This window comes from Acidisarcina sp. (assembly GCA_035539175.1).
GTDB lineage: Bacteria > Acidobacteriota > Terriglobia > Terriglobales > Acidobacteriaceae > JANXZS01.
This window is the reverse complement of sequence record DATLIY010000006.1, coordinates 144,184-168,109: the sequence shown is the minus strand read 5'-3', so window position 1 is coordinate 168,109 and position 23,926 is coordinate 144,184. Positions and strand designations below refer to the sequence as shown.

Genomic DNA, 23,926 nt, shown 5'->3' with positions numbered 1-23,926 from the left:
GACTCAGTGCATTGATATAGGTCCGCAAACTGTTCAGGCAGCTTGCGGACCTTGCTGACAAAAACGGCAGGAGCTACCGAATAACCAGCCTCTCCTCGCTGTCCTCGATTCCCTCCCCTGCATCGTTTTTGCCCTTGAAGGCAGTGACCCTAATTCCTGCTGGCCTTCACGCGTGCAGCGTTACAGAGAATGACCGCCGCGTCTTCGATCGTCAACTGCTGACGTCCGCGGTCAGGCGTGGAATTCACGAGCATCGGCTTTTCCGTCCCCGAATCCCACTTCTTCTTTCTCATTAACCGCGTTACCGATTGCAGAAATTCACCTGGCGTCAGCGGATCGTCGGGGCAAAAATTCTTGTTCTTCTGCACGCACGGCACAATGGCCCCTTCATTATGTAAGGCGGTCACGGCATTGAAATCGGCTGAATAAAGAGGAACGTCAGGATAGATCTGCTTCACCGTGTTCGGCGCCATATCGAACTTGTGCGTAATGTCAGCCACCGATAGGCTATGAGAATTGTTGCTCAGGAATGCTTTCGCCAGGATCCGTGCCCCGATTGATCGCGTGACAGTTTTGTGCGGGTCGAAGTCGATGTTCTCCTCGTCCCCTATCCATCCATTGACGAGGGCAAACTCGACAGCCTGCCACACCTTGGAGCCGATCGTGAGGCTCAGATGCTGACGCGAGAGAATCACTCCAGACGCAAGCAAAGTAAGCTGCACTTGCTGCGGATCCACATACCTGGGCTGCTTGTGTTCGGATATCGCCAGCGCCGCCAGCGCACCCGCCGCCTGACCTGTCAGCATCGTAATCGGCTGGAGCCGGGTGGCTCCGTTGGCCAGGCGCGATTGCGATATGTTCTTTTCCGCAGCGAGAAGTCCGTCGACTTTCTCTGGAATGAGGGAACGCAGAGGCACCTGAAATGGTCCGAAGCGAAACCCCGGTGGCAAATCTGTAATGTGTTCGAGGTCCTGTTCGAAGAATTCCGGCTTGGAGTTACAGCTATGGAGATCGTCGGCGTAATCACCAACAGCAATTGCATCCGTGAAACCCTTCACCGACATCGACCAATTGCGCTCGCGGCGAATATCGCCACCGGTGAGCGTGTATTCCCCTACAATCCGAATGCTCTCGCGCACATAGGGAATCTGGGGAAGATTTTCTTCGACGGCTTTGTATTCTGCCGGAATGTCAGGGCACGAATTCATCTTGTTATAAGACGTGTCAAAGCCTTCGTCATTGGCCACTGACCATTGCGTTTCGCCCATTTCATGCTGGAAGTAGTAAATATTGGCCAGTGTCTTCCGCTTCGCCTCGCAGAGAATCCGCTGTCGCTTGGTGCGGTCGAAGAGGTCGGTGGTCACGTCGAGATCGTTGAACCAGTTCATCGCGCTGCGCGTGATTTTGCCAATCTCGGCACCGTTATAATTCGCGGGATTGGCAGTATCGGGTAATCCCCGGTAGCCAACGTACTCAGCAAAGCTAACCGGAAGCTTCCGATCTGCCGGGTTCCCGTCGATGCGCATGGAGGTTTCAAAGTTCGGTTTCCACTTTTCATACCCTGACGGCGGATCCTGCAACACAAACCCCTTGGGCATGCCCTGCGGGTACTTTTTGATCTCAGCGACCCAGGTGATTGCCTGGATGCAACTGGGCTCACCGTCTGCATTCACGGAATGGCCCATACGGTAGCGCGCCGGCGTCAGGGGGATTACGTCGCCATACTCCGTCGCGTCGATGAGAATCGAAGACGACCATTGCTGATTCTGCGACGTAACAACACCGGTGACAACGTCGTCCTTCGCCAGAACGCGGGTAACGCGATCCTGAAGGTAAAGATCGATATGCCCGCGCGATCCCTGAGCGCCCTTCGCATTCACCTCGTCGATCATGTCCATCAGAATTTCACGTGCGGCGATTGGCGTGACGCAATGCTGCAGATTGGCACTCCAGTAGCATGTGCTGATCGATTTTCCCCGGCTCGAGTAGTAGGCAGAGGCGCGCTTCAGGAACTCCGCGTAGATACCGGATGGCGGCGTACCGTTCGGCCCGACGCCTTCATCCATCGTCCCCACACCTGCAGCCAGTTGGCCTCCAATCCAGTCGCTCTCTTCCAGCAGGGCAACCCGGGCTCCCATTCTGGCAGCCTGAATGGCAGCCGACACACCCCCCGTGCCCGCACCTGCAACAACCACGTCGTAATGCTTATCGAGGGCGGGCTGTGCAAAGAAAGCAGTTGGGAAGGAGACAAGAAACACTATTCCGAAGCTGAGCGTAAGAAGAATTCGTTTCACTTGATTCCCTTGTCTTTTGCTGCGCTCGTCGAGAGAAATCTAACGTTTCGTTATCCTGAATTTCCTTGCCGGGATCGCAGATTAAAAAGACCTCCACATTAGAAAAGGCTTTCTGGAAGCTGGGAAGTATTTTTCCGTTGATCCGGAAGTACTTAACGTTAATGCTCCCCGCTATTTTCCGCGCGTTCGGCAGAGAGCTGACGCGCCGGGAGCTGAAGCAGAGTTCGATAGCCTGAGATGAGGACCGGCCTCCTGGGTACTTCTTCATAACCCAGGACGATTCTCAGGACCACTGAGGTTAGAACTTATTGGGGAAATTGCGTAAAACATGAAAATAAGGCGCTCCTGATCTTTTCGATAGGCGCCATTTACGGACTGATCGCTAGAAGTTATTTGATGGAGAATGCTCCCCGAATCGCCCTGGGTGCTGAGGTCCGCGGCAAACATCAGTACGGATCCAACAGCCCGACTCCATTTGTGAATTTCACGGAAATGCCCTTTTCCGGAGCATCGATTTTTTAGGCTGGCAGTAAAGATTTTACGGTTAAGAGAAAGATATCAACGGATCCAATGGTGCGTCGCATAGTGTACGGACACGATCTGGTTGTCCAGGATATCGACACGCAGAAGCACCTGCACGCTGGAGGCACCTGCAGGACGGTCCTTTCTTAATCGACCATCCAACTCCGACAGGCTGGCAGCCTCAGTGAGATACTGGGCCGCACCTGCTGTGCCCAGCGTAGCGGTCCCGCCCACTTCCATGATCCTGTGGTCGCTCTCCGTTCCGGGCAAGATCGAGATCAATGCATAATCCGTTGATGGACCGGATGAGCCCTCAATCGAATAATAGAATGACTGCTCTCCGGCACGAGGCGCATGGTTCACAATCCGAATGCGGTCATCACCGATATCCTCGGCCTCGAAATCTCGCTTGCGGTCGAGCGAGCTGTGCAGATCGCGGAAACGCAGGGAGGATATAAAGACAACGTTTTGCGAGTGCAGATCGCTGAAACGGACCTCCTTCGAGGGAAGGATCGGCAAATCGAGCGAGGATGCGGCAAAGGCATGCTCCAGCCGCGCTGCCGCAATGGCGTCTCCAATGCCCGTGTAAACGCTATACGGGAGAGGCGATTGCCCAAAAAGCGCAGCAATCTTCTGCATCTCCTTATTAGTAGAGATTGCCCCTGCATCGTTTACGCTGGGCATACGCACCACCACCGGACCAATCGAGGCCGTGGTGGCTACTCCGATGACCGCGACGGCATGAGGATCTCCCTCTAAGAACATTGACCAGAAAAGGCTCTTGCGAATGTCTCCGCCAGAAAGTGCCGACTGGCTGGAGCCGCGGTGCAATCCCAGCCAGAAGGAAGGAAGTGCCACGACTAGTGCCACTGCAAGAAGCCACGGCCACGAAAAGGTCTGCTTCGACCGCTGTGTTGGGTTCTTGGCAGGGAGCTCAAGGATTGGTTGCACTTCCACTGGAACATCGGAGAGCGGTACCGTCACGCTGGCGGAACTGTAGTCCTCCTTGCGGGACGCCTGATTGAACTCCGCCCAATAGTGGCCCTTCGGAATATTGATGACAATGTCATCCTGAGTGCCTGCGGTCGTGTAATAGGCTGCCAGGCGGCGGCGCAACTGCCCAACGCTGACGCGAACCACAGCGTCGGTTCGAGGATCGAAGTCGGCGCCTCGATTGAAAACCTCAACTCCGACCGAATACTCCTTCAGTTCCAGCCCCCGCCCTTCGAGCGTCTCTGAAACTAAATGCAAAAGCAGCCTTTGCTGCAAGGGAGCTGTTCGAAACTCTTCGCTTTCCGTAATTCTGGCGCATTGGTCGAGAACTTCCCCCGCACTCAGGCCGACTTCCGGGACAATGACTTTACCCGATAATCGTTTTTCGACACCTGGGGGTGTTTTCGGATTTTCGACATCATGCATGGGAGATGTTGATTTTAGCAGATCAACCTGACTCCCGGCCTCGATATCGCGAATCCCTGCGCGCCGAAGGTTGCTGCTCCCACCGTGGACCACGTATTCGAGGGTCGGCCGCCGTTGCGTTCGCCCCATGAGTTGTTTTTCTTGCCGGCGATGGCGACTTTACTTTCAATCATCGGACTTTTCCCAAGCGTCAACAGCCCCCATTTGTATTTCCAGTCACGGCGCGATACGGATGGAGTCGGCTACAAGATCAAAACCGGTTGCCGAAGCATTTTTGCCGCTTACGACGAGGTCTATAGTTGTGTTGCCAGCAGGTATATTTCCAGTGTAGACCGTGTAAGTCTGATAGCCCTTAGTGGCGCTATAGGTATCGTAGGTTGAACCTGCCTGGACGGAATTGAGCTTAACGTTGAAAGTACCGTGCGCCGGACCAGTCTGCATGTCGACCGTAAGCTTATAGCTGCCGCTCGAAGGAACGTAGACGTCGAAGGTAAGAGCGGAACCCGCATTCGCACCGGAAAGCCATAGGCCTCGCCCTCCGGAGAGAGAGGGGTCTGTTGTTTCCGCGGCGGCTCCACCGATGACGGCGGTGAAATGGTTCTCCGCTTCGTAAACGTAGCGGTAGTTGCCGATATCCTTCCCCATGATGTTCTGCAAATAATCCCAGGTCTGGGTCATGTCGGGCTGCTGGCCGTCGGAGCCGCCTCCGGGCGGGCGTATCAGCCAGAAGCCGGCGTTACTCGATGCACTGCCTACGTTGTTGTAGAGCTCCCAATAAATGGCCCAGCGGGCACCCCAGCGCAGAGCATTTTCCACCTGCCGGGCATTTGCAACGCGCGCCTGCTGCGAAGAGGTCTCCGTCCAGTTATTGCCGGAGTAGAACATTTGCTCGTGCGTAGCGAACTCACCTACGTAGATATTCTGCGACCCGTACTGCGCAGAGTCGTGGCGCTTGCTCTTGAGATAGTCCAGCATGCCGAAGAGTGCATATTCATTACCGGGAACGGACGGCGGGTAGCAGGAGCAGGAGTACAGATCCATCGACAGAGACGGGATGACCAGATCGACGGTGCTGGGGTAAGTCCAGCTGGAGTTGTAGCCGGGAACCTGGTTTATCTCCGCTGCAGCGGCAACCGTGACATTCGTATAAGACGTGGCTTTGCGGGCGTCAGAAACACCTTGTTGCCGGAGTTGAAGCCAGAGGATCATGTTGCGCACGGCGACGCAGAAGGCCGAGGTATCGGTGGCCGGGCATGTTTGCGACGCGGACGGGGTGGGGCTGAAGTCGCGGGTGTTTTGAGGAGCGAGCGCGTTATCGCTCTCCCAGTTCTGCAGCACGAATGTCTTGCCGGAATTGTTGTAATGGGTCAGCAGGGCTTGCGTCAGAGCGTAGAACTGATCGTGAACACACTTCTGCAACGTCGTATCCGTGGCAAACGAGGCCGACTTCCAGAGCGTTTCTCCCCATGTGCCAATGTTGGTTTTCTGGCAGAACTCGAAGGACTCGAGAATATAGGTATTGAAGTTTGGATCGTTGAAGGCGCGCGTATAGGGAGGCGAGTTGGCCAGGTCGGAGAGCGAGTTGATCGTGCCCCAATCCGTTGTATTCGGATAGGAGGTAGCATAGCTGCTTGATAACCAGAGCTTCATCACGTGAGTGCCGAGGCCGGCGCCGAACTCGCTGGAATTGGAGGCCATGCGATTCCGCCCTTCATCGAGGAGCGACTCGCTTTTGTTGTACTGGTAAAGCGCGGACACATTGGTCACGCCGATCTGGTCGGCGATGGTCGTTTGCGTTGTCGGGGACGTGGGCGACAATGGCGCCGGTGCCTGAATCGCTGCATAGCCTCCGCAACCTGCAAGTAGCACGTTGGCCGTCAGGACCGCCAACGCCAGAAAAGTTCGAGGGTCCATGCTCTGCCGCTTCCTCTGCATTTTGATTAATTTCCTCTGTGTTTGATTTCCGCGTACAGCAGCAAAGTGCAGGCGAACCGCACGACGCACCATCCTCATTTCCTATGGCGGGAGCGTCAAGTAATTGCGGTAATTAGCCGTAAATCATCCGGGTTCGTATGGGAGCATCGATAGGCCAGCATGTCTTACCCTCGCTCGCGCCGCGATTTACTTCGCGTCTGATCGGGAATGCCAGCAGGCCGCTCCGCATCGCATCCATACTCTGCTTTGTGCGCGCGGCTGCGCGCACAAAGCAGTATTCTCCATGCAACAGACATCATCGCCAGTTAGATTCCGGCACTGCGACGGACCTCTGTGGGCAGCCGACCGCCTGGATTGGTAAGCAACGCGTGCAGATACGTTGCGCCGATGCCGAGCGAGCCATCGGGCTTGATAAGCCAGAAGCCCTCGAGCTGCGAAATATCGGTGATGGGCTTCGTCTTATTCTGCTTATCCAACGTCTCATTATCGAAGAGTTCCCACTGAAAGATGTAGGGAATCTCGCGTGCAAAAAACACCGACATCGCCGTATCCCACCACTGCGTGATCAAGGGCGGCGTCAGGCCTGGCCTGTGCTCTGGAAGGCCAACTTCGCCGATCATCAGGAATGGCTTCTTCTTGCGGCCGAGGCTCGACCAGTGCTCGATAATATCGAGTCCTTGCCAGGTTTTTACCGCGGAGCCGGGGCCACTGCCCATGCCGTCATAGCTCGACCAGGAGACGCCGTCGACCTCGACATGCGGAATAACATCGGTGATCACCCCCGGCAAGCCCCACAGCGTGTCGTATACGCGATTGACCTCCGAGACATGGAAAACACGGCACGTAGCATTCGGATACGCGGCGCGTGCGCGGTTCACGCCATTCTGCCGCGCGGTTAGCCAACGCACCATCGCGTCGGCCCGTTCCGAGACATCGACCTTGTTACCGATGCGGAAGGCGTCGCGTTGATTTCCGCGCAGCAACCAGTCGCCTTCCCAGTGCTGCAGAATGAAAACGACATTGCGCTTGTGGAAACGCTCATAGAGATATCCAGCCAGGGCTTCGAACTCGGACTCTTCCTGTTCGAAAGTGGCGCGGCGGTCGAACTCCTCCTCGCGGGCTGCGCCCACTTCAAAGCTATAGACCTCGAAAGGCATATCGAGAACATGCTGGAAGGCAGGAAGCTTCAGCACATCGAGCAGCGTGGCCTGCGGTCCAAGCGGGTATTGCCAGTGAAACTCATAACCCTTGAGGCGCTTATCGAGCCAGAGCTTGATGGAGCGCGAACCGAAGTTGAGTAGCGCCTCGGCGCCTTCGACTAGATACGGCTTGTCGGTGAAAAAGTACCTGCCACCATAATGCGTGGCACCGAGGCGGCGCTTGATATCAGATGGGATCAGCGCCCCATGAAGCGGGCTGGCTTTGGCGACAGCACGCTGGATCTCCGCCTCGGATGTAAGGAAGTCGGGATGCGGCATGGAAAGAGCGCCGCTATTCTGCGCAAACGCGCGGTATGCAGTCCAGCCAGCCATCGAGGCCATTCCGGCCTGCAGGAACTTTCTGCGATTCAACGTATTGCCTCCGTTCGTTGTGTCCTAAGGGATTGCGGTAATTCGCGGGAATCCCGCATAGGTTTCTACCAGATCAGCTTCATGGCCGCCTGAACCTGACGGGGACGATTCGCTTGATTGGAGATCGCGCCAAAGGTGGACAGGCCGAATGTCGACGCAGGCCTGTCAAACTGCACGCGGTTGAAGACATTGAAGGCCTCGCCGCGAAGTTGCAGATGCCAGGCTCTCTCGAAGTTGATGTCCTTTATGGCCGAGATATCGGAATTCAATACACCCTGAGCGCGAATATTGGGAGACAAGCGCGGCACATTGCCGAGCTGAAAGGCCAATGTGTAATTGAAGGCTCCAGGGTACAAGTAGCCAACGCCGTTGGGACTATCCGGCCCCAGACGATTGCGGATCGAACCAACGGTGAGCGGGTTTACGCCAGGTACGCGATTCGGACGCGGTCCGGAAAGCAGTGGACCACCCGCAGCGGTAACGTTGAGAGGCAGACCGCTTTGCAAGGTGGTGATCGTCGTCAGCGTCCAATCCCCGACGAGCGCATTGCCCCATCTTGCAATGTGTTTCCCCCACAGTTGTCCACGGCCGACCGGCAGGCGCGCGATAACCCCGGCTGTGAAGCGTTGAGGAGTATCGGTGGGATCGACAGCGCGCTCAATGGCCAGGTTGTAGGAGTTCTGATAGTTGGGTGAGCCTGTGTCGAGAAAACTGGTCGTGTTGTTGTTCACGTTGCCGATGCTCTTCGACCATGTGTAAGTAAGCGTTGCGGTGAAGTAATTCGTCTGGCTCCGAAGGATGGCCTGCAGGCTGTTGTAGGAGGACGATCCGCGCGAAAGATACTGCTCGGTGACGGAACTGTACTGCGGGAAAGCATTGAGCAACTGCCTTTGCGAGATCGTAGACTGCGACAGCGGACCACTGGTGATGTATGGCTGAAAGGGATTGGGGTAGAGGGAGTACAAGAGCTTGTTCACGGCGTTGGTATCGCCAGGCGCGCCGAAGTACTTGGGGTTTAGATCATTGGCGTTGAGGTGGATCGGCAGGTGCACGCCATGAGCGCCGGCATACGCAAGACCAACCACGGTGGTTCGCGTACGCTGCGACATGATGCCGAAATTCCACTGCTGGACATAGCCGGGAATCGAGTTATAAAGCACGCTCCCGATATCTGTGCCGATAGCGGCCATCGGGCCGGCTTTCGCCCCCTGAACCTGAGCGATACCCGTCGGGTAGGGGTTGCTAAGTGAGCCCGCCGCAGTCTGTCCGCCATTCAACGAGGCCAGGTATTGGGTCGTGACGGCGAAGGCAGGATTACCGCTGTCGTAGAGGCGTTGCGTGGTAGGCAGATAGAAGATGCCATAACCACCGCGAAGAACATTTTGATTGGAGAGATTGAACGCAAAACCGATTCGGGGTGCAAATTCGTTGAGCGGCATGGTCCACATACGGCGGCTGCGACCAGCGCCGCCATACTCTATCGTCCCTGTGAATGGCAGGCCCACTTCGCCCGAGAGTGGATTAGCAGCGGTGGGGTTCAGTTGCGAAAGCTTATTGTTCCGCTCGAGCGGCCCGCCCTCAAGATCGTAGCGGACGCCGAGGTTGAGCGTCAGCCTCGGGACCACGCGCCAGTCGTCCTGAATATAGAATGCGCTGTAAGGCTGCCGGTAGGCGAAGGCAGACATGACGGAGATACTGCCACCGGAAGGCAGACCGAGTAGATACGAGGCGAAGGAGTCGTATTGCGCCTGTCCAATAACCGGTTGATCCGTACCGAGCGGGCCTACAGTGAACAACGTGCCGTATCCGAAAGAGCCCGCACCGTTGGTGACGGGGAAAACGTTGTTCAGAAACAGCCGTCCATCCCATCCTGCCTGGAAGGTGTGTGGACCGCGCTGCAGAGTAATGCCCAAACCGGCAATGTGCGTGTAGTGATAGAACTGCTGCGCAGCAATCTGGCTGATTGCCCAGTAGCCGTTGACCGATTCGGTTGGAATGCCGGGCGTTTGCTGTTGCACGACGAAATTCCCGGGAAATCCGAAATCAACCGCTGATTGATTAAGCCCCCCGCCATGCATCTGGTTGGCTTGCCAGGAAAAGCCGTAGTGGGCGTTGAGAAACATCGTAGGCGTAAGCACGATGGTGTTGTCCCACTCGATGACGGAGGCACGCAGGGACTGCTGCTGGGAGTTGACATCGGTGTAGCTCCCGAAAGGGCCGCCGCGCTTGTCGACGTTCGTGCTGTAGGTGCCCCGCAACAGCAAGGAGTAGCGCTGATTGATGGTGCGGTCGACACGGCCGCTATATTGCCGGTCGGAATCGAACTGGCGCGCGAAGAAGCCGTAGTTCGAGGTGGCTCGTGGCGCTTGCGGGGTCGGCAGATTGGGCTCCGGCCACAACGACATCATCGCCAGGGCAATCTTATTTTGCCTGTTGGCCGGCACGATGCAGCATTTTCCGGCGGCGTTATTCGGCAATGGCAGACGCTTGAATTGCCCCCCGACGGTGAAAGTATTGTCGGGGTCGTAAACGATGCCTGGCCCTTCGGAGAGATCGCCGGATCGCATCAGCGGCGTGGGTACGGTGATCTCGCTGTAGGTACTACGGCTGGACTGCACTCCTTCAAAGCCAAAGAAGAAAAAGGTCTTTTTGCGATCCAGCACATGCGGAATCCAGAGGGGGCCGCCAAGCGTTCCGCCAAACTGGTTGTAGACGAGCGCCTGTACGCCGGCGTTGTTGTGGTTGGCGAACCATCCATTTGCGTCGAGCACAGCGTTGCGCATGTATTCGTAGATGGAACCTCTGACAGCCGCGCCTCCTGACTTGGTGATGATGTTCAGAATGCCGCCACTCGAGCGGCCGAAGTTCGCGGGAGGAACGTTAGTCTGTACCTTGAACTGCGAAACGATGTCGACATTGGGGACCAGAGCAGGCTGCCCCTGACAGCAGACAGTAACCGGAATTCCGTCGAGCAGAATCTCGTTCATGCCGGAAACGCCGCCATTTGCGCGGAAATTGTTTGATGCGGCGGCAATCGCCGCACCGCGCGTTGTCGACAGGCCGGCGCCGAACCCTCCGCCCGGAAGAACGCCGGGGACCAGGGAAGCCAGCGCGAACACGTTACGGCCATCCATCGGAAGGTTTGTAACCTCTTTACTCGAGATAACCGTGCCGAGGCCGGAAGTGCTTGTGTCTATAGCAACGTTGTCGGATTTTACTTCGACAACGAGGTTTACGGAGCCGACATTCATTTGAAAATCGAAGCGCTGTTGCTGGGCGATTTCAAGATTGAAAGTGGTCTCAATCTTGTCGAAGCCGTCCTTCTCCGCGACCAGATGGTACTGGCCAGCGGGGACGCTGGCAAAAGCGTAAATACCATGCCCATCCGTCGTGGTCGTGCGGCTCAAACCAGTATTTATATCCGTCAGCGTTAACGAAGCATTCTGGATCAGAGCGTTGGAAGTGTCGCGCAATTCCCCACTCACCGATCCGGATGCTGTCTGAGCCTTAGCCATCGGCACAAATGCCGTGAGCAGCAACACGATGCAGCAGAAGATTTCGATGCGGCGCATGATTGTTTCTTTCATTTCCGGGTTCCTTTATTGCACCGTCAGCGCAATCGTGGCGTTGTGGGTAACGCTGCCGCTCGCGGCAGAGATCGTGATGTTGTATGTTCCGGAAGCTACGTTGTGATTCTGCGGCGGTATGCTGGCGCAGCCGATCGCGCCGGTAAGCGCCGACAGCAGCAGAATCGTGCACAACCCAGCAAGACATTTTCGGCGTCTACGCGCAAACAGCACGCCAAAGAAGCCGAGTATGCCGAGCGAAACCTTGGTGCCTCCGATGCTCGCATTGATGGTGGGCGGAGCAGACGTCGTGCCGATGGTCACGAATGCTGTGACCTTCTGGCCGGCGCTAAGCGTCACACTGGTTGGATAGAAGACGCAGCTTGCGTTCTGCGGCAAGCCACTGCAACTCAACGATAGAGCGCCGGAAAACCCAGAGAGCGACGTGAGCACTATGTTGCTCTGTACCGAATGACCAGCAAGCGCGGTTGCAGATGTCGTGCTGGCTACGAGGGAAAAGTCCGGTGGGCCGCTGTAGGCGGTGACGGTGGTTGTAGGGCTGGTTGAGGGCTTGAAGGTAGCGTCGCCGCTGTACTGCGCGGTCAGGCTGTCCGTTCCCGAAGGCAGCGCTGTGGTGTTCAGCGTTGCTGTGCCGGAGCTGAGCGTTACAGTGCCCAGAAGCGTGCTGCCTGCATAGAAGCCAACCGTGCCCGTCGGCGTTCCGCCGGCTCCGCTCACCGTTGCCGTCAGCGTCACGCTCTGCCCAGGGTACGTGCTGGCGGGCGTAGCCGTCAGTGTCGTCTGCGTCGCGACTGTGGCGTTGTAGATCCCGGTTCCGCTGACCGCGATGTTCACCGCTCCGCCGTTCAGGTTCGTGGCGTTGGTGGCGACTGTCACCGTGGCGTTCTGCGTGCTGTTGTCGGAGGGCGTAAACTCCAGACTGAGCTGGCAGACCGCGCCCGGGTTGAGCGTCGCGCCGTTCGCGCAGTCCGTCCCGCCCGAGGCAACCTGCTTGAACGACGGCGGGATCGTGATGCCGGTGATGTTAAGCGGCATCATCCCGGTCGAGGTCAGCGTAACGCTCTGCGCCGTGCTCGACTGCTGGCTGATAACGCTGCCGAAGCTCATCGCCGCGGTCACCAGGTTCACCTTGCGAACCCGTTGATTTCCATAGTCCAGGATATAAAGGTTGCCGGAAGGATCGAGCACCACTCCGTGCGGCTGGTTGATCCGGGCCAGCTGGGGCGAACCGCCATCACCGCTGTAGCCCGCCGTCCCCGTTCCCGCAAACGTCGTGATCGTTCCCGCCACGTTCACATAGCGAATCCGGTTGTTGGCATAGTCGGCGATGTACAGGTCCCCGGCCGCGTCGCTCACCACGTCCTGCGGCGTGTGAAGCTCGGCCGAAGTAGCCGATCCCCCGTCCCCGCTGTAGCCCCCCGTCCCGTTCCCCGCCACCGTATACATCACGCCGCCGGGGTCGATCATCCGCACCCGCTGGTTGTTGATATCGGCGATATAAAGCTTCCCCGACCCGTCCTCCCACAGCGCCGCCGGCAGCGACAGCGTGGCGCTCAGCGCCGGGCAGCCATCGCCGATCGCGTCGGTCGCTCCCGCGCACACGCTCGACGCCCCGCCGGCGAACTTCGAGATCACCCCCGAGCTGTTCACCGTGCGGATCGTGTTGTTGCCCGAGTCCGAGATGTAGAGGGTCCCGGAGCCATCCAGATACACCCCGCGTGGCGCGTTCAGCTGTGCCGAGGTCGCCGCTCCCCCGTCCCCGGCCGCTCCCGCCGTACCCGTCCCCGCCACCGTATGCATCACGCCGCTCGCGTCGATCATCCGGATCCGGTTCAGTCCCGTATCCGCGATATATACAACCCCGCTCTGCGTTACGAAAAGACCCCGCGTCGTCGAACTGATCTGCGCCTGCACCGCAGGGCCGCCATCGCCGCAGGGCGCCGTCGACGACGAACAGGCCGTGCCCGTCCCGGCAATCGTGTGGATCGTACCGTCGGAGGCCAGAACCTCCCGCACTGCCGCGTTCCCCGTATCCAGTATGTAAAGGTTCCCCGAGCCATCCGAACGCACCTCACTCGGATAATTCAGCGTCGCTGAAGTCGCCGCTCCACCATCTCCTGTGTAGCCCGCCGATCCGTTCCCCGCATACGTCGTAATCGTCCCAGGACCAAGTACGACAGAGGCAGTCTGCCCCGTGGCTGCCCTGGTAACTGCCAGCAAAACGATGCAGCCCAACCGAAGCTTTTGCTTCGCAGTCAAAACGTTCATGGCGAGACTACTCCTTCGTTTAAAAACCGGTTAAATCTAGGGTTCCACATACACAAAGGGGAAGTCTTTTTCCGTTCCATGAGAGGTTATTAACGTTAACTCGCCAAGCCTATGCACCTGAGGTGCGGCCTCCCCCGCGTAATTCCTATGCTTCCCAGGCGCCGCCCCAAACGAGACGGGATGGAATCATTGTGGATAAATGCATCTTTAATATAGGGATGGTTATTTACCAATATCATGCAAGCGGTCCAAGCCAAGCCTGCTAACGGTGCCGGACCTGAAATCCGCGACCTGGCTCAGTTTGATTGCCGTAGAATCATTTGGCGAACAAATGATTGACCATTGCTTCAAGCCTGCGGGTATTAAGGAAATCGCCCAGGCACTCGGTATTTCGATCGGAACCGTCGATCGCGCCCTTCACAACCGCAGCGGTGTGAGTGCGAAGACGCGGGCAAACGTACTGAAGATGGCAGAGCGCCTGCAGTACCGGCCCAATCTGGCTGCCCGCAACTTGAAGCTCAACCGCAGAATTCGTCTTGCCGTTCACCTGCCCAAAGAGATTGCGTCGTTTTTCGATCCTCTGCGAGAGGGTGTGCGCACCGCGGCGGCAGCCGTCTCGGGAGTCAAGATGGATCTCGATTTCCGCGCTTATCCGTGGCTTGGCGAAGGCGATGTCGAACTGTTGGAGCAGGACCTCGAACGTGACTATGACGGCATACTGATCACCCCGGGAAGTCCTGCCATCCTGGAATCGACAATCCGACGCTTTACGGACAGAGGCACAGCCGTGGTCTGCGTTGCCAGCGACGCTCCGCGCTCCAGCCGGTTATCGGCGGTGTGCGTCGATGCCGCGGTGAGCGGGGCAATCGCCGCTGAACTTCTTGGCCGGGTGCTCCAATCGGAAAGCATGGTTGCCACCATTACCGGAGACCTGGGCACCTACGATCACGGCGAAAAATTGCGCGGTTTTGCAGGGACACTGGCGGTCGTCGCGCCGCACCTGACGCTGTTACCAGCGATCGAGACCTACGATCAACCGAAAGATGCCTATCAGGCGACAGTCGCTCTCTTAAAGCGAAAACCCAGAGCCGCAGGACTCTACATCAGTACCGCGAACAGCCTGCCTGTACTCAAAGCACTCGAAGAACACGGCCTTCTTGGACGCGTGCAGGTCGTGGCCACAGACTTGTTCCCGGAACTCGCCGCGCTTCTGGAGTCGGGTAAGATTCTGGCGACGATCTACCAGCGCCCGTTTACGCAGGGAAGAGTCGCATTCGAAACGCTTATCCGTCACCTTGTTGAAGGCGTTCGTCCCGAACCTGTGACCCAGCTTGCACCTTATATCATTCTGCGCAGCAACCTACACCTCTTTCTCCCGCGCCTTGTCGAAGGTCGAACTCATCCCGACGATAATGCGGCAATTTCAGGAGAAGGCGAAGCGGCCGCCGGGATATCTCGTCAGGAAAGCTAATCCCGCTTGGCGCCAGCTTGGAATATGGAAGTATTCTCAGCCTTCTGCACCGGATGGCGTCAACAGCCACGTTTACGTTAACGGCAATTGCCTGATCCCACAACAAAGTTCCTTCACTTACAACCGCGGGCATGCTCGTTCCGGCAAATGAACCTCAACCGCAGAACGCGCTTTTGAGCGTTTGGAAGCTATCCAATATCAAAGAAACTTGGATGACCGCGGACCGCAACTTTCGTTGAGGCCGCGACCACCCAGGCGAAGCATAACGTCTATTTGCCATATATTCACTGCCTTGTAATCGGTCATTCGCAGCGTTGGAATGAAAATTCACATGTCTTCACGACAAAAGATCATGCACCATGAGGCCGGTCTTTTTGGTGTCTCACCAAAAGAAGAGCTTTAGGTGCGATTTTTTTTGAGCAAGTTACGTGTACGAACACGGGAGGATACTGGTGAGACTATTTTCGTTTTCCCTCGGGTTGCGGGCAATCGTCATAGCGACGATGTTGTGCGCCGCGGCTTCTTTGTTTGCCCAGGTTGATGCTGGGGCGGTCAGAGGGACTGTCACGGACCCTAACGGCGCTGTCATTTCGCATGCTGAGATCACTCTCACAAATGACGGGACTGGTTTTGCAGTTTCAACCCTTTCGGGGTCCGATGGAACATATACGTTCAACCCGGTCAGAATTGGCTCATATGTGGTTAGAGCGGTGTCGCCGGGTTTCCTGCAGATGAGCGCTCACGTTGCAGTCGACGTCCAGGCGCAAGTCCGCGCGGACTTTAGGATGGTGCCAGGCGGGAAGACCGAGCACGTGGAAGTGACCGCCGTCGCTCCGCAATTACAAACACAGGATGCCTCGCTGGGAGCCGTGGCGACGCAACAGCAAATCAATGATCTTCCCTTGAACGGGCGTAATTACACATTCCTCGCACAGTTGAATGCAGGTGTCACGAGCCTAAAGCCAACCCGCGGCCTTGACGGCTCGGGTAGTTTCACAGCGAACGGGCTACCTAGTATTCACAACAACTACATCCTGGACGGAATTGACAACAATAACGATACCGTGGATTTTATGAACGGCGCGGCGTACGTGAATCTGCCTCCTCCCGATGCAATTCAAGAATTCAAGCTGCAGACGAGCAACTTCAGTGCTGAATTCGGCCGCGCAGGCGGAGCCGTAGTAAACGCGACAGTGAAGTCCGGTACAAATCAGTTCCATGGCTCCGTGTGGGAGTTCATGCGGAATGACCTGTTCGATGCCATGGGTTTAGGTCAATACTTCACCAGTCCAGCGAACAAAAAGACGACCGAACTGCGAAGGAATCAGTTCGGCGTTGCGGTGGGTGGCCCTATCCGGAAGAACAAAACATTTTTCTTCGTCGATTACGAGGGCACACGCATCGTCACCGGCGGGTCGTCCAAATCAACCGTCCCCACCAACTCTGAATCGGGTAGCGGGTACACCGACTTCAGCGATCTGTTTGCATATACTGGCGCGACATCAAAGGATTCACTCGGACGAACCTTCAATAAGGAAACGGCTCTCGATCCTGCAACCACGCGTGTAGTCACGAAGGGAAAGGCCGACCCGGTTACAGGTTTGACAGCCACCGCGAATGGCTATGTGCGTGATCCATTCGTTGGAGCGGGCGCACCCGGAATTCGCGGCGTTACAAACTTCGCCACTGCGGCGTGGTATCAGTACTTGAATCGAATCCCCGCGAACCGTCTTGATCCTGTCGCCATCAGGTTGTTGCAACTGTATCCGGCGGCGAATGCGCCAGGGTTTACCAATAATTACCAGGCCACCAAGAAGACGCCGGATAATAGCGACCATTTCGATACGCGAATAGATCACAACTTTAGTGATCGCGATCAACTGTTCGGACGTGCCAGCTACACTAACAGGCGCACGTACAATCCAACGGCTCTGCCTGCGTCCTCGCATACCTTCGGTTCGGGGAATGGAAATCGAAATGATCATTCACTCAATCTGGCTATCAGTGAGACGCATGTGCTCTCTCCTACCCTGATCAATGAAGCGCGATTTGGTTATAGCCATCTCTATACGCTCAATGACTTCGTTGATCAAAATGTCATGGGTATTCCGGCGACGTATGGAATCCAGGGCATTCCTCAGGTCAATGGGAACGGCGGGCTCCCGGCGATTGGCATTAGCGGATTGACCTCACTGGGCGCCGCCAGCTACGCAAGCCCCAACTGGCGTAAGAGTGATACATATCAGGCTACCGACAACCTCACCAAAATCTTAGGCGGCCATAGTTTCAAGGTTGGCGCTGAGTATCAGCGCTTGAGATTCCCTTGGAGCGATCCTGCCACCTCCCACGGATCATTCTCCTTTGGAGGGTACACGGGCATTCCCGGAGTCACCAACGGGATCGGCATGGCCGATTTGCTCTTAACGCCTATCAAATCCGTGGTATCTAATGGCGTGGATCTTGTGGGAGGCGCGAACGCTGTGAGCGCCTCTGGCATTCCGACTCCAGATGATCTCCGCAACGTACTGGGCGTCTATTTCCAGGATGACTGGAAAGCGACCCGGAATCTCACGCTGAATCTGGGCATACGTTGGGAGTACTTTGGCGATCTCGGGGATGCGAATGGGAACCAGGCCGGCTTGATATCGGATGCAAACGGCGCGAATGCGCAATTCGTTGTGCTAAACAGCGCCAAAAATCTGCAGCTCGCAACCTCTTTCACAGATTTGCTTGCCAAGGATGGCATCGCTCTGAAATACGTCTCGAGCATCCGTGACACTCCAAAAACAAACTTTGCTCCCCGACTCGGAGTGGCGTACCAGGTAACTCCGAAATTGGTCATTCGTGCTGGTTACGGCATCTTCTATTCAGGGTTCGAAAACGTAGGTGGACAGTTCGATCCCGCCGGCAACTATCCGTTCTCCCCGACCTTCTATTTCAATCGTCCCGATGCATCTCACCCGATCACGTTTTCTAACGGCACAATTGCCACCATCGAGAACGGCCTGAACGCAGTGAACCTCAGCCCGTCAAGCCCACAATTCGTGGCACAAGGTTTGGCCCCGACCGCATTCTCGAGTCATGGAACGTCGGGCTACACTCAGGAATGGAACGGGTCCGTTCAATTCCAGTTGACAGGTAGCCAGACTGTGACAGTCAGCTATGTAGGCAACAACAGTCATCACCTGCTGGACACTGGATACATGAACCAGCCATCCGTAATCCTGCCGCCAGGCACGCCGAATACGCTGAGCTACGATCCCTATCCGGACCTGGGTCGCAACATCGCTTATCTATTACCGAATGGGTCAGCCATCTATGAATCCGGCCAGATAAGCTTTGAACGTCGCTTTAGCAATGGCCTGAGCCTGCTTACCAACTTCACGCAGTCAGTATGCAAGACGGACGCTCACAGTGCCATCGGAATGGGCGACCAAGGGGATCGGGCTCTCGCTTACAACCTTCCGGGTTATGGCCTGCATAAGGCCTATGAATACTGCGGAAGTGATGCACCGCACATCTTCCATGCGAGTGGCATTTGGGAGCTTCCAGTAGGACGCGGCAAGCTTCTTGCAACCGGTGCATCCCGCGTGGTGGATGGGATGATCGGCGGGTGGAGTGCACAGGCGATCTTTACCGTGCAGGACGGTTTTCCGCTCACCATCGGTTGTCCCACCCCAACCACCGCGGTATATGGCTGCAACGCCAATGTTGCTCCCGGCGAGAAGATGTACTCTCACCATGGGCCGCATGGCATTACCCAATTCCTGAATCCGGCGGCTTTCTCGAATCCTCCCGTTGCCACGGCCATCGGCCAGAGCGACTACTCTCCGCTGGGTGGACCTGCAACGCAAGCGCACGGACCGGGATATACCAACCTCGACTTCTCCACGTTTAAGAGATTCCGCGCAGAACGTGCGGACCTCGAGTTCCGTGCTGAGTTTTACAACCTCCTGAACCATCCTAACTTCTCGAACAGCTTCGCAACCCTGGATTTCACGAATCCACAATTCGCACAAATCAATGGCACTCGGGGAAATGCAAGGCAAGTGCAGTTTGCTCTGAAGGCCTACTTCTAACGTAACTGTTACGGTTACATTATGGTCCGGGGACGGGAACTGCCTTTCTCCGGGCCTTTGCACAAGTGAATGAAGTGGTCATGGTCTCCCCGGCTGTCTAAAACGCCAACCCATAAAATTTTACCCATAACCAATCTGATGAGCTTTGGCGATGATGCTTTCCATCCACGCCGAGATATGAGGGAATGCAATGCAGGTTTACGGTCTCTGGCCGATAGTGATTTCTCTTTTCTTGAATGTACAAATCTTCGCGCAACAAAATATTGCGAGTAACGCAAGCCCTGCCTCATCCCGGCTGCAAGCTGATGCGCGGAAGGCCTCGGAATCTGCGAAAGATCTCGTTCTTCGTGGAACTCTGACGCATGCCGATAACCAGACATATCGCAAGGTGCCATTCACTGTGCCCTCAGGAACGGGCCGGATTACGGTGGAGTTGTCCTATACAGGCAAGGAAGATGGAGTTGTCTTGAATCTTGGAATCTGGGATACCGAGCGGTTCCGAGGCTGGGGCGGAGGGAAGAGAGGCCCGATTACTATCTCGGAGACGGATGCCACGCCATCCTATCTGTCCGGTGCAATTCCGGCTGGCACGTGGACGCTCCTGTTGGGAATTCCCTACCTTCCTGAAAATGTCACGGCGCAATATACGGCTAGAGTCCAATTCGACGAGCCACCCGCATTCAGCCCTGCTGTGCGGACCGGGGCCGGTTGGTACCGGGGCGATTTGCACATGCACGACGCCCACAGCGATGGCACATGCGAGAGCCGAAATGGCAAGAACGTTTCTTGTCCGCTCTTCAAGACGCTGGAGAGCGCCGCAGCGAGAGGACTCGACTTCGTGGCCATTACTGACCACAATACGATCTCGCAGTATAACGATCTGCGAGAGCTTGCGCCTTATTTCGACAACATGCTTCTAATGCATGGCCGCGAGATCACGACGTACCAGGGACACGCGAACGTTTACGGAACTGATCGCTTCATCGACTTTCGCATAGGCTCGCCCGAGGTGGCGAATATGAACGCTCTGCTGCGCCAGGTACGAGATGCGAAGGCAATCATTTCGATCAATCATCCCGCGCACCAGTCAGGCCACCACTGCCTGGGTTGCGGGTGGACACCGCCGGACTTTGATCCGGGCCTTATCCAGGCCGTGGAAGTGGTGAATGGCGGTAACCCAGCAGGCATCCCCTTCTGGCAACAACTGTTGAATCGCGGCTTCCACATTGCCGGAATCGGAGGAAGTGATAACCACAATCCAATTGCTTTTCCTCCGCCGGGGCCTGGCTCCATCGGTTATCCGACAACAGTAATCTATGCGCGTGAGCTCTCGGAAGATGCCATCATCGACGGAATTCGCGCTGGACACGTCTTCGTTGATCTGGAAGGAAGCCGTGACCGCCGGCTGGAAATGACCGGACACTCGGGCAGCGCGACTGCCATGATGGGCGATGCGCTCAAGGTACGCGCAGGAGAAGAGATTCCGTTTAACGTTCATATCGCTCATGCTGTTGGCGCGCGGTTGGAGATCATCCAGGACGGAGCAGTGCGCGACGACCTCGCTACAAGCATTGGTTCAGAGGATGAATCGCATACGTTCATTGTTCGTGCCGATGCGAATCATCATTGGATACGCGCAAATGTGCGTGCGGCCGACGGCAAACTGCTGCTGATCGGGAACCCCATCTACTTCGAGTTTTAGGAGCCGCGCTTTGAAGCTGATTCGTCTCATGCTCATCTCTGCATGCCTGCTGCCCCTGGCATCGCAGCAACTCTTGTCGCAAGCCGGTTCACAATTCGGACCTGGTGCTCGCGTTCTCGCGGATGCCCATAACTGCTATCCCTATAACGGCCGTTGGAACGACCGGATCGAACGCGCTCTCTCAACCGGATTCCCTATTGCGATTGAGCAGGATCTGGCGCTCTATACAGATCCGCGGACAGGTATGACGCGCGTCGTCGTGGCGCACGATCTCAAGAGCATCACAGGCGCGGAACCTACGCTTCGTGAGCATTTCTTTGAACGCATCAAGCCCGTTATGGAAGAGGCGCTTCGCCGCCCCTCCCACTCCCAGTGGCCGTTGATTACTTTGAATCTTGATTTCAAGTCGAATGATCCGGCCTTGATCGTTGCTGTACGGGAATTACTGAAAGAGTATCGGCCCTGGCTAACCACTGCGGTTCGCGGGGAAAAGATCTCCGATCAAAAGCCAGTGAATGTGGGACCACTGCTGGTGGTTACGGGAACATCCGACGTCCAGCAGCGAATCTTCTACGATGAATTACCGGTCGGGTCTGACCTACTCGTATTCGGCGCCGTGCATGTCAACGGAGCGAATCCAATGGCAGCTCCGGAAGTGTTGGTATCAGTTCCGGCCAATAACTATCGGCGTTGGTGGAACAACCCGTGGTCTGTCGTGGAGGATGGCGGACAACGCAAGGCCGGCGAATGGACTGAAACCTCCAACACTCGCCTGCGCGCACTCGTCCAGCACTCGCACCAGTTGGGATATTGGATTCGCTTCTACACCCTTGATGGGGGAAGCAAGGAGCAATTCCAACAGAACGGCTGGTTTGAAAACTATAACTTCGGATCATTACAAGCGGCGGAGATTAGATGGAAAGCGGCCAAAGAAGCGGGCGTCGATTTCATCGCTTCCGACCAGTACGAGACCTTAGCCACGCTCGTGCGAGGCCACGTGAACTCTCCAGTTCTAAAGCCAGGCAAATAACTGGCGAAGTGACTCTCGTGCCTTATTGTGGCAACTTCGCCACGTGTCGGCTGTCTGTACAGCGATCAAACGATCTTGAATTAAGGATGATCTTCTAATGAGTGAAACAAGCCGGCGGGAATTCTTGAAGGGTTCAGTTGTTTCTGGATTGGCAATGGGGGCTGCATCGATGGGAACCTCAGCCGCTGAGGAGGCTCATGCCGGCAGCGCAAAATCGAATCCGAAACAGCAACAGCCGAATATCGTGCTCATCTGCTCCGATCAGTTTCGCGCGGATTTTATCGGGGCTTATCGTGAAAATACAAGAACAAGAACGCCGAATCTGGACCGTATCGTCGAACGCGGCACGGCCTTCAAGTACGCGATTACCCCTCAGCCCCTCTGTTCACCGGCGCGGAGTTGTATGATCACTGGCCGCTACGCTACTGAAACAGGAGAGTGGCGAAATGTGGTCGGCATGGATCGCACGCTGCCGACTCTGGCCTCTGTCCTGCGCAGCCACGGCTATACGGCAAATTTTATAGGTAAGTGGCATCTGATGAAGCCGCATGGGACGGGCGACAAGAGTGTAGGGTATGTTCCACCAGAAGACCGGGGCGGTTTTCTCGATCTGTGGGAAGGATCGAATTCGTACGAAGGTACGACTCATCCCTACGAAGGCAGTGTATGGGATGGGAGCGGCGACGAAATTTCGTACAAGGATCAATACCGTATTGACTTCATCACGGAGCGCGCCGTCAGGTTCCTGCGTCAGCCTCAGCAACGGCCTTTTTTGCTCTACGTGTCGCAACTAGAGCCACACCAGCAGAACAATCTGCACCGCATGGTGGCCCCGAACGGCTATGCCGAGAACTTCAAAGATCCTTTTGTTCCTGCCGACCTGCGGCCGTTCCCTGGCGACTGGCAGACCCAATTACCGGACTATTATGGATGCGTTCAGAAGATCGACGAATCTGTGGGAACAATCATCGATACTCTGCGAGAACAGAATCTTCTGGATAGCACGATTGTTGCTTTCATAAGCGATCACGGCTGCCAATTTAAGACAAGGAACACGGAGTACAAGCGCAGCCCGCACGACAGCTCAATCAGGATTCCGTTCATATTCCAGGGCCCGGGCTTCGATTCCAGCATGGAGCTTTCCGAGGTGGTGAGCCTGCTCGATCTGACTCCGACTTTACTTTCTGCTGCCGGTGTTCCCGTGCCAGAGTCCATGAAGGGCCGAAACTTGTTGCCGCTGATTACTGACTCGTCGGCTCGTCGCGCCTGGGATAACGTCGCATACGTGCAGATTAGTGAGTCGATGCTTGCCCGGGCCATCCGAACAAAGGAGTGGTGTTACTGCGTAGTTGACCCGACCAAGACAGGATGGGATCAGTCAACCAGCACTCATTACTATGAATACCAGATGTATAACTTGTATCAGGATCCGGCGGAGTTGGTGAACCTCGCCGGACGGCAGGAATTCAAGCAGCAGGCAGCTATGTTGCGAGAGGAGCTGAAAAAGCGCCTGCTCGCAGCGGGCGAGCAGGAATGCGAGATTACGCCTGCAACGCTCTATCCATGATGGGTTCTGATTTTGATGTGAGGATTGGGTCCGCACGACGACTGCTGACCCGATCCCTTGAATCGTAACCAACCGGGAGCCCGCGCAGAGAGCGACGGCTTCCGCTCACCGCCACTCATCTCAGTTCCTCTTGCTTAAAGTCCCAGATATCTACTTTTTTCGCAGCTGCCGGTCGGCGAGAGATCGTTCGCGCCCCGCAGATGGCTCCCTCTAGATCAAGGTCGCTTGGCATACTTCGGACAAGCTATCCTTCATATCCTTCGCGCGCAACGCAGGCTAAAACCTAAATGTACTCTGTTTGTTCTTTTTCTGGACTGGGGAAGCTTCTTAAGCTCTTTAGAATGTTGGCGTCCCCGACGGGATTTGAACCCGTGTTATCGCCGTGAAAGGGCGGTGTCCTAGGCCGGGCTAGACGACGGGGACGCTGGTACAGCGCTGTTGGAGGCAGCGGCAGGCATGTAGAACCACTATCGACTGTAAC

Annotated in this window: 12 protein-coding genes and 1 tRNA gene; 5 read left to right on the top strand and 8 right to left on the bottom strand. The window is 56.3% G+C overall.

Annotated features, from left to right (window positions below; translation table 11 throughout):
* Positions 1-149: 149 nt before the first annotated feature.
* From VM554_02445 to VM554_02415, 7 genes are all read right to left on the bottom strand, one after another.
* Positions 150-2,294 carry an FAD-dependent oxidoreductase gene (locus tag VM554_02445; protein ID HVJ07218.1) on the bottom strand — a complete coding sequence of 715 codons (2,145 nt, stop codon included), beginning with the start codon at positions 2,292-2,294 and terminating at the stop codon, positions 150-152.
* A gap of 558 nt (positions 2,295-2,852) precedes the next feature.
* Positions 2,853-4,067 (bottom strand): hypothetical protein, encoded by a 1,215-nt coding sequence (locus tag VM554_02440; protein ID HVJ07217.1) that lies wholly within the window; start codon positions 4,065-4,067, stop codon positions 2,853-2,855.
* A gap of 182 nt (positions 4,068-4,249) precedes the next feature.
* Positions 4,250-4,408: a hypothetical protein gene (locus VM554_02435; GenBank protein ID HVJ07216.1), complete on the bottom strand. Its 159-nt coding sequence runs from the start codon at positions 4,406-4,408 to the stop codon at positions 4,250-4,252.
* A 43-nt stretch (positions 4,409-4,451) separates the two neighbouring features.
* Complete coding sequence (locus VM554_02430) at positions 4,452-6,149, bottom strand: hypothetical protein (GenBank protein ID HVJ07215.1); 1,698 nt, start codon at positions 6,147-6,149, stop codon at positions 4,452-4,454.
* A gap of 326 nt (positions 6,150-6,475) precedes the next feature.
* On the bottom strand, positions 6,476-7,741 hold the full coding sequence (locus tag VM554_02425; protein HVJ07214.1) for a hypothetical protein: 1,266 nt from the start codon (positions 7,739-7,741) through the stop codon (positions 6,476-6,478).
* A gap of 65 nt (positions 7,742-7,806) precedes the next feature.
* Entirely contained in the window at positions 7,807-11,328 is a 3,522-nt protein-coding gene (locus VM554_02420) for a TonB-dependent receptor (GenBank protein ID HVJ07213.1), read from the bottom strand.
* Between the two features lie 12 nt (positions 11,329-11,340).
* Positions 11,341-13,596 (bottom strand): Ig-like domain repeat protein, encoded by a 2,256-nt coding sequence (locus VM554_02415; GenBank protein ID HVJ07212.1) that lies wholly within the window; start codon positions 13,594-13,596, stop codon positions 11,341-11,343.
* 331 nt (positions 13,597-13,927) lie between these two features.
* Between VM554_02415 and VM554_02410 the strand changes: the two genes are divergently transcribed.
* From VM554_02410 to VM554_02390, 5 genes are all read left to right on the top strand, one after another.
* Positions 13,928-15,067 carry a LacI family DNA-binding transcriptional regulator gene (locus VM554_02410; GenBank protein HVJ07211.1) on the top strand — a complete coding sequence of 380 codons (1,140 nt, stop codon included), beginning with the start codon at positions 13,928-13,930 and terminating at the stop codon, positions 15,065-15,067.
* Between the two features lie 503 nt (positions 15,068-15,570).
* The gene (locus VM554_02405) at positions 15,571-19,146 is read left to right on the top strand and encodes a TonB-dependent receptor (protein ID HVJ07210.1); all 3,576 of its coding nucleotides are present in this window, start codon (positions 15,571-15,573) and stop codon (positions 19,144-19,146) included.
* Between the two features lie 400 nt (positions 19,147-19,546).
* Positions 19,547-20,848 (top strand): CehA/McbA family metallohydrolase, encoded by a 1,302-nt coding sequence (locus VM554_02400; protein ID HVJ07209.1) that lies wholly within the window; start codon positions 19,547-19,549, stop codon positions 20,846-20,848.
* A 10-nt stretch (positions 20,849-20,858) separates the two neighbouring features.
* Entirely contained in the window at positions 20,859-21,878 is a 1,020-nt protein-coding gene (locus VM554_02395) for a hypothetical protein (GenBank protein HVJ07208.1), read from the top strand.
* A 97-nt stretch (positions 21,879-21,975) separates the two neighbouring features.
* Positions 21,976-23,445, top strand: coding sequence for a sulfatase-like hydrolase/transferase (locus VM554_02390; protein HVJ07207.1), 1,470 nt, complete (start codon positions 21,976-21,978; stop codon positions 23,443-23,445).
* 345 nt (positions 23,446-23,790) lie between these two features.
* Here the strand turns inward: VM554_02390 and VM554_02385 are convergent.
* Positions 23,791-23,868, bottom strand: a tRNA-Glu gene (locus VM554_02385).
* Between the last annotated feature and the right edge of the window lie 58 nt (positions 23,869-23,926).